Origin of the sequence: Phreatobacter oligotrophus (assembly GCF_003046185.1) — a bacterium.
GTDB lineage: Bacteria > Pseudomonadota > Alphaproteobacteria > Rhizobiales > Phreatobacteraceae > Phreatobacter > Phreatobacter oligotrophus.
Genome location: NZ_PZZL01000001.1, coordinates 731646 through 743647 on the forward strand (window position 1 = coordinate 731646; position 12002 = coordinate 743647).

Here is a 12002-nt window from a genome sequence, read left to right on the forward strand (position 1 = left end):
GAAAGCTGCTTCGCCCCGGACTGTCAATCGACGAGCGGCAGCCGCGCCAGCAGGGCCGCGTCGCTCGCAATAGCGATCGCCTTGAACAGCGCGCCCATGCCGGTGGGAGCCGGGTCGATGAGGCGCTCGACCCCGGCGCGCAGGGTCTCGAAGGCCTCGGGCCGCGCGCTGGCGAGCCGCTCCGCCCGCGCCGCCAGCCCCAGCCCGAAGAGCAGGTCGCGCTGGGGGACGACGGGTCCTGCCGCCAACCCGGCTTTGCGCGCCGCGGTGGCGAAGGCGGCGAAATCCACATGGGCGGTGAGGTCGGCCTCGCCCGGCTCGGCGAGTGGATCGACGGGACGATGCGCCTTCACCGCCTGCAGGGTCTCGCCGCCGCGGCTTGTCGCATGGCCATAGTCGATGAAGAGGGCGGCAAGTGGCGCACCGCGGGCCGCGAGGGCCGCCGCGAGCGAGGCGAAGGCCGGGCAGATCTCCACCAGCGTGCCCGGCGAGGCCGTGCGCAGGGCCTCCGGGACAAGGCCGGGCGGCGCCGGGTCGCGCGACAGGCCGAAGGCGAGGGCGCCATCGCGCATGCCGACCAGCCGCTCGCGCCAGCCCTCGTCAACGCGCACGAACTGCCGGATCGGCAGGGCGTCGAGGAATTCATTGGCGATGAGGATGGTCGGCCCCTGTGGAACCGTATCAAGGCCGCGATGCCAGCTGGCCGGCAGACCAGCGAGCGTCGCCTGCTGGCGGGCGATGAGCACCGGCGAGGTCTCGACGAGATGAACATCCAGGGCCGCGGCGAAGGCCGGCAGGGCCTTCGCCATGCGCAGGAGGTCCGCCATCAGCGTGCCGCGTCCGGGCCCGATCTCGACCAGCCTGACCGTCTCCGGCCGCCCCATGACCTCCCAGGCCGAAGCCGCCCAGACCCCCATCAGCTCGCCGAAGACCTGGCTGATCTCTGGCGCGGTGATGAAGTCCCCGGCCGTGCCGAAGGGGTCGCGCGTCATGTAGTAGCCGTGGCGCGGGTGGCCGAGCGCCAGCGCCATGTAGCGATCGACGGGAATCGGGCCCTCGCTGGCGATCAGCGCGGCAAGATCCTCGGCGAGCGCCGTCATGGGGCGGCGCGGCGCGACCGCAGCACCAGCCACAGGCCCACGGCGATCAGCGGCACCGACAGCAGCTGGCCCATGGTCGCCCCGGCGAAGAGGAAGCCGAGCTGCGGGTCGGGCTGGCGGAAGAGTTCGCCGAAGGATCGGGCAAGGCCATAGCCGATGCCGAAGCAGCCGGCGAGGAAGCCCGGGCGCTTCAATCCGCCGGAGCGGGCGATGATGAGCAGGACGACGAAGAGCAGGAGGCCTTCCGTTCCCGCCTGGTAGAGCTGGCTCGGATGGCGCGGATCGGGCCCGGCGCCGGGGAAGATGATGCCCCAGGGCACATCGGTGACGCGGCCCCACAGCTCCGGCTTGATGAAGTTGGCGAGCCGCCCGAGCGCGATGCCGATCGGCGCGACGATGGCCGCGAGGTCGATCAACGGCAGGACGGGCAGGGAATTGCGGCGGGCGAAGATGAACAGGCCGACCACCGCGCCGACGATGCCGCCATGGAAGGCCATGCCGCCTTCCCAGACCGCGATGATCGCTGCCGGATGGGCGATGTAATAGTCGAGATTGTAGATGAGCACGAAGGCGAGGCGGCCGCCGAGAATGCCGCACAGCGCCGCCCAGACGATGGCGTCATCGATGGCCGCCGGCGGCATCGGCGCCTTGCCCCCGGCCCAGAGCCGGTCGGTGGCGAGCAGGCGCTTCGCCAGCCACCAGCCGAAGAGGAAGCCGGCGATATAGGCGAGCGCATACCAGCGGATGGCGAGCGGGCCGATCTCGATCAGCACCGGGTCGATCACGGGGAAGGGCAGGGCGAGCAGCGGCATGGCGGTGCTGTGCCCGCGGGCCGTGACGCGGTCAAGACCGGCGCGATGACGCCGCGAGCCCTTGCAACGGCGCGGCGGGGTCCCCATACCCTCTCACAGACCCATCACGACGCCGAGGAGGCGCGTTCCATGACCCAGACCACCGACCGCATCGCCGACGAGTTCGCCAAGTTCATGACCGACGCCGCCGGTTTCGCCCAGGGCATGAAGCGCGAGGCCGACACCTTCGTGAAGACCCAGGCCGAGCGCCTGCTGCGCGACATGGACCTGCCGAGCCGCGAGGAGTTCGAGGCGGTGCGCGAGATGGCGGTGAAGGCGCGCGAGGAGAACGAGGCGCTGAAGGCCCGGATCGAGGCGCTGGAGGCCCGGCTCTCGGCGGGGTGAGTTTTCCGGCGGGCTAGACTGCCGGGCCGCCAGCCGGTCCTCGCACTGTCCTGGTCGTCATGGCCGGGCTTGTCCCGGCGATCCACGACTTGAACACGTGGCTTCACCAAAGAATTCGTGGATGCCCGGCACAAGGCCGGGCATGACGGTGGGAGGTTCCAGTGCTCAGTCCGGGGTACTGGCCCCCGAATGGTGCCTGCGACCGCCTCAGCCCGGCCAGCGCGAGGCCTTGGAGACCAGGAAGTCGCGGAACACCTGCACGCGGGCGACCGACTTCAGCTCTTCCGGATAGACGAACCAGGCGTCGAGCACCGGCATCTCCTCCTCGTCGAGGATCTGCACCAGCCCCGAGCCGTCGCGGATGAGGTAGTCCGGCAGCACGGCGATGCCGATGCCGTTCTCCACCGCCGCCACCAGGCCGGAAATGTTGTTGATCGTCATGGCGAAGGAGCGCGGCGCCATGCCGTTGCGCCCGGCGGTCGAGAGCCAGGTGACGTTCTGCATGTAGTTCGGCGCCCGCCCGCCAAAGGCGAGGATGCGGTGGCCGTCGAGTTCGGCCGCGCCCTTGGGCGTGCCGTGGCGCTTCAGGTAGTCCGACGACGCGAAGGCGTGGAACTTGATCTGGAACAGCTTGCGCTGGATCAGGTCCGGCTGCACCGGCTGGCGGACGCGGATGCCGACATCGGCCTCGCGCATCGACAGGTCGAGCTCCTCGTCGGTGAGGATCATCTTGATCTGGATGTCGGGATAGAGGTCGAGGAATTCACCCAGACGCGGGGCGAGCCAGGCGGTGCCGAGGCCGACCGTGGTCGTGACCTTCAGCTCACCGTTTGGGCGCTCCTTCGAATCGGTGAGCTTCACCTTGGCGCTCTCGAGCTTCATCAGCACGTCCTGCGCCGTGTGATAGAGAAGCTCGCCCTGCTCGGTGAGAACGAGACCGCGCGCATGGCGGTGGAACAGCGGTACCTTCAGGTCCTGCTCCAGCGAGGAGACCTGTCGTGACACCGCCGACTGGGAGAGCCCCAGCGTATCGGCCGCGTGGGTGAAGCTGCCGGCTGCGGCGGCGGCGTGGAAAATCCTCAGCTTGTCCCAGTCCATTCTATCCCCCGGAGCCGGCTGCCTTGTGCGTCTTATTCTGCGGCTTGGCGGATCGTCGCGTGGTGGGCGAGGAACCGTTCTGCTTCGAGCGCGGCCATGCATCCCATGCCGGCAGCGGTGACCGCCTGCCGGTAGATGTCGTCCGTCACGTCACCCGCGGCGAAGACGCCGGGAATGTCCGTTGCGGTGGAATCGGGGGCGGTCCACAGATAGCCCGAAGGCTTCTGGCGGAGCTGCCCCTCGAAGAGCGAGACCGCCGGCGCATGGCCGATGGCAATGAAGACGCCGTCGACCGGCAGGTCCCGCGTCTCGCCGGTCTTGACGTTGCGCAGGCGGGCGGCGGTCACGGCGGCCGGGTCGTCGCGGCCGAGGATCTCGTCCAGCGTCGAATCCCAGACCACCTCGATCTTCGGATGGGCAAAGAGGCGGTCCTGCAGGATGCGTTCGGCCTTGAAGGAGTCGCGCCGGTGAACCACGGTCACCTTGGCGGCGAAATTGGTGAGGAACAGGGCCTCCTCGACGGCGGTGTTGCCGCCGCCGACCACCAGCACCTGCTTGTTGCGGTAGAAGAAACCGTCGCAGGTGGCGCAGGCCGAGACGCCGAAGCCGCGGAACTTCTGCTCGGACGGCAGGTCCAGCCACTTGGCCTGGGCGCCGGTGCAGATGATCAGCGCCTCGGTCTCATAGACCGCGCCGCTCTCGCAGGTGAGCCGGAATGGCCGCTGCTTCAGGTCCACCGCCGAGACATGGTCATAGACGATGCGCGTGCCGACATGGGCCGCCTGCTTCTCCATCTGCTCCATGAGCCAGGGGCCCTGGATCACATCGGCGAAGCCCGGATAGTTCTCGACGTCGGTGGTGATGGTGAGCTGGCCGCCCGGCTGGATGCCCTGGATCAGGACCGGCTTGAGCATGGCGCGGGCGGCGTAGATCGCTGCGGTGTAGCCGGCAGGACCGGACCCGATGATGACGACGCGCTCGTGCTGGATGCCCATGATGTCCGGCCGGGGAAGGAGGGAAAAACCGCTCTCGGATGGCCGGTAATGTGGAGTAGCTATGCACGCCACGCAAGGCTGAATGGGGCTTGTTCCCCAGACCTGCGACGAAAAGCGTTGATGGAATTCGTCAGATTTCTGAATGAGACGCATCGCATGCCGATACGCGGGCCGCGACATGCGATGCGTGAAGACCCTCAGGCGGCCTTGCCGGTGATCATGCGGATGAACTTCTTGAACCGGCTCGAGCGGGCGTGACGGCCCTGCTCGTGATCGACGACGGACTGGCTGGTGACCCAGTTCATCTGGATGGCGCGGCGCTTGCCGGCGAAGGGCTCATGGCCGTGCCAGGACGTGTCCGAGCGCTTGAAGATCAGCAGCGTGCCGCCATGCGGCGGGATCTCCGCGACATAGTCGTTGAGGTCGCTGCCGCTGCGCAGGATGCGCAGGCGCCCGCCATCGGCGTCCCAGTCATCGTTCATGTAGAGCAGGACGGTGATGATTTTGGTCTCGGAATCGGTGTGGATCTTACCGTCCGTGGCACGGGTATAGCCGCGCACCGTGTACATGGTCGGCCGGTTCGTCAGGTCGACGCCGAACTTCTCCTCGACGATGCGGCGGAAGGGCTCCTCGTCGAGCTCGTCCATCAGGGCCTTGAAGTCGCCGCGGATGTCGAGAACGGACGGCGGATGCGATCCCGGGCCGGGAACGTCGGGATAGTCCTTCAGGATGTCCTGCAGCCGCTCGACCTTCACGAAATTCGGCACCACGACATAGTCGTAGGGGTCGGTCTGCAAGGGCGTCGACCGAAGGCGGTCGAGATCGATCAAGCTCATGGCAAGCCTCTGAAAATCAGTCGTCGCAAAAAACAGCGCGGATGATGGTCAACGCGCGGCACGGGCAAAAGTCACAAGCCGCACGTTGGCCCCTATACGCAACCCCTATCACGTGGGGCAGGGTTGCGGCGAAATTTTGTTGCGCGGGCAGGGGGGCTGCGCTATCCGGCTGGCAAGCCCCGCCGCTCGCCAAACCGGAGACGCGCCCCGTGAAGGCACGCCTTGACGCCATCGACTGGAAGATCCTGAGGGAGCTCCAGGCCGACGGCCGGATGACCAATGTCGAGCTGGCAAGCCGCGTCGGCATTTCCGCACCGCCATGCCTGCGGCGCGTCAGGGCCCTTGAGGAAATGGGCGTCATCCGCGGCTACCGTGCGCTGCTGGCGGCCGAGCGCCTCGGCTACGGCGTCACCGTTTTCGCCATGGTCCATCTCGCCAGCCAGGCCGAGGCCGACCTCAACGCCTTCGCCGAGAAGGTGCGGCACTGGCCGGTCATCCGCGAGTGCCACACGGTCTCCGGCGATTTCGACTTCGTGATGAAATGCGTCGCCCCTGACCTCGCGAGCTTCCAGCATTTCGTCGGTGAGCTGACCGCGACGCCCAATGTGCGCAATGTCCGCACTGTCCTGACCCTCGGCCAGGTCAAGGACGAGGCCGCGGTGCCGCTCGAGATTCCGCCGGCCGACTGACGGCCAGAAACCGCAAGGCGGCCCGCATGTCCGACATTTTCCCAACGGCCGCCCGCCGGTCCGACCTCGCTATGGACGATGGCGCCCTGTCCGTCCTGCGCTGGGGGCGCCAGGACGGCGCGCCCGACCTGATCTTCCTGCACGCGACCGGCTTCAACGCGCTGACCTACGACCCGCTGCTGGCGCCGCTGGCTGAGACCACCGCCATCGCCGCGATCGACCAGCGCGGCCACGGCCTCTCGACCCTTCCTGCCGATCCCGCCGGCCTGATCGACTGGTGGCCCTACGCCCGGGACATCATCGCGGTGCTTGATCGCTGGGTGCCGGAGGGGGCGCCGCCGGTCGTGCTCGCCGGCCACTCTATGGGCGGCATGGTGTCGCTCCTCGCCGCCAGCCAGCGACCCAGGGCGGTGAGGGGGCTGGTGCTGCTCGATCCCGTCTTCATGCCGCCGGCCGTGCGGCTCGCCCTCTACACCCCCTGGGGCAGGGCCCGGTCGCGCCGCTTCGGCCTCGCCGTCGGCGCCGCCAAGCGCCGCCCGGTCTTCCCGTCCAAGGCCGAGGCGCTGGCGACCTACCGCACCCGCAAGGCCTTCTCGACCTGGACCCCCGGGTTCCTGGAGGCCTATGTCGAGGGCGGCTTCGTCGATGACCCCGAGGGCGTGCGCCTCGCCTGCAACCCGGCCTGGGAATCCGCGACCTTCTCGGCCCAGCGCCACGCGTCCTGGAAAGCGCTGAAGAGCGTCCCCATGCCGGTCCATATCCTCGCCGCCGGCAGCGGCTCCACCGTGGTCGGTGGCGCGGCCAAGGTCGTGCGCGTCGCCCCACGGACTGTCGCCGAGACCCTGGATCCGCAGACCACGCACTTCTTCCCGATGGAGCGCCCCGACCTGGTGCGCGAGCGAATCGCCGCCATGCTCGCGAAGTCGTGAGCGCGATCAGCGGGACGTGATTGGCGTGTTCAGGGTTTGGTGACCATAAGCGGGTATCGGCTTGTCGCAGTGCAGCACGTCGTCTGCCCGAAATCCCTGCTTCCTGCCCGTCCCCTGTCTCCATTCACGGCCTTCATGTCCAGTCCGCTCGGCCTCGGTTCCTGGTTCTGGCTCGGTGCGTCGCCCGCGGGCGCCGTGCGCGTGGAGCGTGACCTGCGCGTGGACGTCTTCCGCGGCCTCGCCCTGCTGGTCATCTTCATCGACCATGTCGCCGGCAATGTGCTGATCCGCCTGACGCCCTCGTCCATGGGCTTCTCCGATGCGGCGGAGGCCTTCGTCCTGCTCGCCGGCTTCTCCGCCGCGCTCGCCTATGGCGGCGTGATGGACCGGCGCGGCTGGCTCACCGGCACCGCGCAGGTCGTGGCGCGCATCTGGAAGCTCTACCTCGCCCATCTCGGCCTCTTCGTCTTCACCGCCGTGGCGGTGGCCTTCATGGCCGTGCGGTTCGGCAACCCGCTCTATTACGAGCACGTGGCCATCCTGCCCTTCTTCCAGGACCCGGCGACGACCATCCTCCAGACGGTCGCCCTTTTGTTCCTGCCGAACTATCTCGACATCCTGCCGCTCTACGTGCTGCTGCTGGCCATGCTGCCGCTGCTCTGGGTGCTCGCCCGGATGGCGCCGGCCCTGGCCATGGCGGTGTCGGTCGGCCTCTACGCCGCCGCCTGGGAGTTCGGCTGGGCCCTGCCCAACCTGTCGACCGGCGGCAGCTGGTTCTTCAACCCCTTCGCCTGGCAGCTGATCTTCACGATCGGCGTCGTCGCCGGCCATGGCCTGCTGAGCGGCGTTGCCCTGCCGCGCTCGCCGCTGCTGACCCTCGCCGCGGTCGGCGTCGTCGGCTTCGGTCTCGTCAGTGCGGCGCCCTGGGCGGCCATTCCCGGCTTCGAGGCCGTTGTCCTGCCCGACGAGTGGCGCCTCGACCTCGACAAGACCAATCTGTCGCTGTGGCGCCTCGCCCATGCCCTGTCGCTGGCCTACCTCATCGCCGCCCATGTGCCGCGCGATGCCGGCTGGCTGCGCACCGGCGCCGGCGCGATGCTGGAGCGGGCCGGCCGCCATTCGCTGCCGCTCTTCTGCTCCGGCGTGATCCTGTCGCTGCTCGGCACCTTCGCGCTCACCGAGATCGGGCGCGGCTGGGCCATGCAACTTGCTGTCAACGTCGTTGGCATCGGCAGCTTGCTCCTGATGGCCAGTGTGCTTGAATGGTATCGCGGCGCCACGGCCAAGGCGTCCGCCCCCGGAACAACGGCAGGCGAGGTGAAGACGGCGTGAGGATGTTGGACAGGCTAGTGCGGCTCGCCGCGTCGGGCCTCATCCTCGCTGGCGCAGCCACCGCCGCCGGCGCCAGCGAACTGCGCGCCGACACCGCCTGTACCGTCGCCCGCGAGATGCGTGGCTTTGCCGGGGACCTCGCGGCCTCCCGCAGCCTCATCGCCGATGGCGGCAAGCTCACCGTGGTGGCGCTGGGCTCGTCGTCGACCTTCGGCGTCGGTTCCTCCAGCCAGGACCGCACCTATCCTGCCATTCTCCGCCAGGAGCTGGGACGCCTGCTCCCCGGCCACCAGATCGAGGTGGTCAATGCCGGTATCGCCGGCAATTCGGCCCACCAGATGTACCAGCGCATCGATGACGATGTGCTTGGCGAGGAGCCGAAGCTTGTCATCTGGCAGACCGGCATTTTCGACGCCATCAACGATGTCGGCATCGACCGCTTCAAGCGCATCCTGCGCAAGGGCATCGCCAAGCTGCGCGAGGCCGGCGTCGACGTGGTCCTGATGGACCAGATCCCGCTGCCGCGCATGGAGCGCTTCCCCAGCTACCCCGCCTATGTCGCCGCCCTCCACGAGGTCGCCGTCGAGACCGGCACGCCGGTCTTCCGCCGCAACGACATGGTGGCGATGCTCCTCGGCGAAGGGCGGCTGCGCCCCGAGGAGGTCCTGCCGGCCGAGGGCCAGCAGCACCAGGTCGATGCCAGCTACTACTGCGTTGGCGTGAACCTCGCCCGCACGCTGGCCGAGAAGCTGTCGCCCCGCGCCGTTCCGGAAGTCGCCGTCACCCGCTAGAGCCGCCGTCAGGCGACCGGCAAGGTCACCCGGACCGTGAAGCCCTGTGGCTTGCGGTCCGTGAAGCTGATCGTGCCGCCATGCGCCTCGATGATGGCGCGGGTGATCGACAGGCCCAGGCCGAAGCCGTCGGCGTCATTCATGGTGCGCGCCTCGTCGCCCCGCACGAAGGGCTGGAGCATGGCCTCGCGCCGATCGACGGCAATGCCCGGACCCTGGTCGCTGACCTCGACCACGGCGCTGTCGCCGACACGGAAGAGAGCGATGGCGGCGGTCTCGCCATATTTGAGGGCGTTGTCGACGATGTTGGTGACGGCGCGGTCGATGTCGAGGGCCCTGCCGCGCACGGCAAGGCGGCCCGTCTCCACCATGGTCACGGGTTTGCCGATGTCCTGGTAGCGGTCGGCAATCGTCTGCAGGAGGCTATGGAGATCGAAGGGCGCGGTCTGTCCGGTCCCGCGGCCATCGCGCAGATGGGTGAGGGCGCTCTGCACCATGGCATCCATCTGCTCGAGGTCGGCGAGCATCCGCTGCCTCTCGGGCGAGTCCTCCAGCATGTCGGCGCGCAGGCGCAGCCGGGTGATCGGCGTGCGCAGGTCGTGACCGACCGCGGCAAGAGTGCGCGTGCGATCCTCCAGGAGGCGCGTGATGCGCTCCTGCATCCGGTTGATGGCCTTGGCGACCGTGCGGATCTCGCGCGGCCCGGTTTCGGGGAGGGGCGAGGGGGCCTCATCCCGGCCATAGGCTTCCACGGTCGTTTCCATGGCCCGGAGGGGGCGAAGGAGAAACAGGACCGTCCACGTGCCGAGGAGGCTGAGGATCAGCAGGAGGAAGATGCCGGTTCCGATCACCGCCCCGCCGAACCCCGGAGGCCCGCCTGGTGGCTGGTCGAAGGGCAGTGTCACCGCCACTACCGTCCCGTCGCTGAGGGTGACCGGGATCCTGACGCGTCGTGGCTCGTCGCTTTGCTCCGGTTCGGCCACCGCCAGACTGCCGCGCAGCAGGCGGCGCAGGTGGTGAGCCCTCGGATCGCGGGCATAAGGCGTCTCAGCCGTGCGTGCCGCCGGATAGGTGAAGCTGAGGCCGGGCGAGACCTGCCCCATCCGGGCGATGAGGGACGCCCGGTCGGCCATCGGCGCGGCATCGAGCATCTGCAGGAAGCCCGCAACGCGGCCCGTGGTCTCGGCCGGATGCTCGGGAGGCGGGCCCCCGCGGATCGAGACGACAGTGATGTAGACCGCCGCGTGGAGCAACAGCACCGAGACCACAACCAGCAGCGCGATCTGCGTCGCGATCCGGTCGGGCAGCAGGCGTGTCCAGAACCGGCCGCCCTCGCGCGCCATCACGAGGCCTCGACGTCCGGGGTGAACATGTAGCCGCCCGAGCGCACCGTCTTGATGAAGTCCGGCCGCTGCGGGTCGGCCTCGATCTTGCGCCTGAGGCGGACCACAAGGATGTCGATGCTGCGCTCGTTCGGCCCGGCGGCGCGGCCCTGGGTCAGGTCGATGAGCTGGTCGCGGCTGAGCACGCGGCCGGGCCGCTGGCAGAGCACCCGCAACAGGTCGAACTCGCCATCGGTGACGGAGACGCGGGCTCCGGCCGGGTCCGTCAGGGTGCGCCGCAGCGCATCGAGGCTCCAGCCATGGAAACGGAAGATGTGGGCGGCATCCGCGGGCATCGTCTCCGCCGGCCCCGACGTCCGGCGCATCACCGCCCGCACCCGCGCCAGAAGCTCGCGCGCTGCGAAGGGCTTTACCAGGTAGTCGTCGGCGCCGATCTCGAGGCCGATCACCCGGTCAACCTCCTCGCCCTTGGCCGAGACCATGATGATGGGGATCTGCCGCTGCGCGCGCAGGCGGCGGCAGATCGACAGACCGTCCTCCTGCGGCAGCATCACGTCGAGGATGACGAGGTCGATGCGGCTGTCGGCAAGGATCCGGTCCATCTCGCGGCCATCGCTGGCGGTGGAGACGCGGAACTCGTTGGCCTTGAGCAGACGCGCCATGAGGGCGCGAATCTCGCGGTCGTCCTCGACGATCAGGATGTGGGGCTCGGTGGACATGGGCCGAGGATTAGGGGAGCTGGGCGGTGCCGGGAAACGCAAAATTGTTTCCGTCTGTTTCACGTGACGGGATGGGAAATCAACTGAAACCAAGTGATACGTGCGAATAACGCCTCGTTAAGGCTGCGGGCGCGTCCTCGTGGGTGTCAGCGTAACCCCTGCCACCGCCATCCACAGGAGGCCTCCCATGACGACGACGATCTCATCGTCCTCGTACGGCATGCAACGGCTGTCGCCGCGCGACATGCTGCAAAATACCCTCGCATCCCAGGTCGCGTCCGGCGCGGTCTCGTCCTCGGACGAGAGCGCCCTGTCCAGCGCCCTCGACACCATCGACCAGGCCATGAAGGCCGACCGCGGGTCGTTTTCCTCGACCCGTACCGCGCCTCCCTCGCCGGACGAGGCCAAGCAGAAGATCAGCGACCTCATCGCCCAGCAGGTCGATGCCGGCACCCTCACCGAGGACCAGGCCAAGGAGCTCCAGGACGTCTTCGACAAGACTTTCCAGGGCGGCCCGCGCGGCCATGGCGGCCCGCATGGTGCCGGCGGTCCGCCGCCCGGCCCGCCGCCGGGCGAGGACAGCGACAGCGGCACCACGACCTTCACCATCACCACCAACGATTCGGCGGTGAGCACGGCGCTGCAGGACTTCCTGAAGCAGCTGCAGGAGAAGCTCGGCTCCGGCTACGGCACCTCGGGCGAGGCGACCTCGGGCTCGACCACGTCCAAGCTCTTCGACGTCACCGCCTGATCGCCCGTCGACCGGCTCCAGGCCGTCGCGCCGACCGGCGCGGCGGTCTTTTCGCGTCGCTTGTCCACCGCCTCGGGCGGGGAGGGCGGTCCAGTGCTTCCCATCGGCGGGAAAGGCGTCTATAGGGGCCGCTTAATCACGCGACCCGACGTTCAGGGTAGGCGGTTGCGGGAGGCTGGCTCTTGGGGAGTCCGGCCTCTTTTTTTGCGCCGCGCGTCCCTGA

13 protein-coding genes are annotated in these 12002 nt (G+C 68.7%); 6 read left to right on the top strand and 7 right to left on the bottom strand.

What is annotated here, in order from left to right; translation table 11 throughout:
- Positions 1 to 23 precede the first annotated feature (23 nt).
- Both C8P69_RS03665 and lgt read right to left on the bottom strand, forming a co-directional pair.
- Positions 24 to 1100 carry a class I SAM-dependent methyltransferase gene (locus C8P69_RS03665; protein ID WP_108174578.1) on the bottom strand — a complete coding sequence of 359 codons (1077 nt, stop codon included), beginning with the start codon at positions 1098 to 1100 and terminating at the stop codon, positions 24 to 26.
- Positions 1097 to 1912 carry a prolipoprotein diacylglyceryl transferase gene (gene lgt / locus C8P69_RS03670; protein ID WP_108174579.1) on the bottom strand — a complete coding sequence of 272 codons (816 nt, stop codon included), beginning with the start codon at positions 1910 to 1912 and terminating at the stop codon, positions 1097 to 1099. Before lgt ends, C8P69_RS03665 begins: the two co-directional genes overlap by 4 nt.
- Positions 1913 to 2041: 129 nt before the next feature.
- On the opposite strand from lgt, the gene C8P69_RS03675 reads away from it, so the two are divergent.
- On the top strand, positions 2042 to 2296 hold the full coding sequence (locus tag C8P69_RS03675) for an accessory factor UbiK family protein (RefSeq protein WP_108174486.1): 255 nt from the start codon (positions 2042 to 2044) through the stop codon (positions 2294 to 2296).
- 207 nt (positions 2297 to 2503) lie between these two features.
- Here the strand turns inward: C8P69_RS03675 and C8P69_RS03680 are convergent, their stop codons facing one another.
- The 3 genes from C8P69_RS03680 to C8P69_RS03690 all read right to left on the bottom strand — a co-directional run bounded on the left by C8P69_RS03680 (position 2504) and on the right by C8P69_RS03690 (position 5225).
- A complete protein-coding gene (locus tag C8P69_RS03680) occupies positions 2504 to 3394 on the bottom strand; it encodes a LysR family transcriptional regulator (protein WP_108174487.1) in 891 nt (296 codons plus the stop codon).
- 32 nt (positions 3395 to 3426) lie between these two features.
- On the bottom strand, positions 3427 to 4389 hold the full coding sequence (trxB, locus tag C8P69_RS03685; RefSeq protein WP_108174488.1) for a thioredoxin-disulfide reductase: 963 nt from the start codon (positions 4387 to 4389) through the stop codon (positions 3427 to 3429).
- Between the two features lie 197 nt (positions 4390 to 4586).
- Positions 4587 to 5225, bottom strand: coding sequence for a 2OG-Fe(II) oxygenase (locus tag C8P69_RS03690; protein ID WP_108174489.1), 639 nt, complete (start codon positions 5223 to 5225; stop codon positions 4587 to 4589).
- Between the two features lie 209 nt (positions 5226 to 5434).
- Here C8P69_RS03690 and C8P69_RS24135 point away from each other — a divergent pair, with 209 nt between their 5' ends.
- The 4 genes from C8P69_RS24135 (at position 5435) to C8P69_RS03710 (ending at position 8966) form a co-directional block, all read left to right on the top strand.
- Positions 5435 to 5914: an Lrp/AsnC family transcriptional regulator gene (locus C8P69_RS24135; protein ID WP_108174490.1), complete on the top strand. Its 480-nt coding sequence runs from the start codon at positions 5435 to 5437 to the stop codon at positions 5912 to 5914.
- A 26-nt stretch (positions 5915 to 5940) separates the two neighbouring features.
- A complete protein-coding gene (locus C8P69_RS03700; protein WP_108174491.1) occupies positions 5941 to 6843 on the top strand; it encodes an alpha/beta fold hydrolase in 903 nt (300 codons plus the stop codon).
- A 135-nt stretch (positions 6844 to 6978) separates the two neighbouring features.
- Entirely contained in the window at positions 6979 to 8175 is a 1197-nt protein-coding gene (locus C8P69_RS03705) for an OpgC family protein (RefSeq protein ID WP_108174492.1), read from the top strand.
- A 2-nt stretch (positions 8176 to 8177) separates the two neighbouring features.
- A complete protein-coding gene (locus tag C8P69_RS03710; RefSeq protein WP_170118106.1) occupies positions 8178 to 8966 on the top strand; it encodes an SGNH/GDSL hydrolase family protein in 789 nt (262 codons plus the stop codon).
- A gap of 8 nt (positions 8967 to 8974) precedes the next feature.
- Here the strand turns inward: C8P69_RS03710 and C8P69_RS03715 are convergent, their stop codons facing one another.
- Complete coding sequence (locus C8P69_RS03715) at positions 8975 to 10309, bottom strand: ATP-binding protein (RefSeq protein WP_108174494.1); 1335 nt, start codon at positions 10307 to 10309, stop codon at positions 8975 to 8977.
- Entirely contained in the window at positions 10309 to 11028 is a 720-nt protein-coding gene (locus C8P69_RS03720) for a response regulator (protein ID WP_108174495.1), read from the bottom strand. Before C8P69_RS03720 ends, C8P69_RS03715 begins: the two co-directional genes overlap by 1 nt.
- Positions 11029 to 11215: 187 nt before the next feature.
- Here C8P69_RS03720 and C8P69_RS03725 point away from each other — a divergent pair, with 187 nt between their 5' ends.
- On the top strand, positions 11216 to 11779 hold the full coding sequence (locus tag C8P69_RS03725; RefSeq protein ID WP_108174496.1) for a hypothetical protein: 564 nt from the start codon (positions 11216 to 11218) through the stop codon (positions 11777 to 11779).
- The last annotated feature ends 223 nt before the right edge of the window (positions 11780 to 12002 follow it).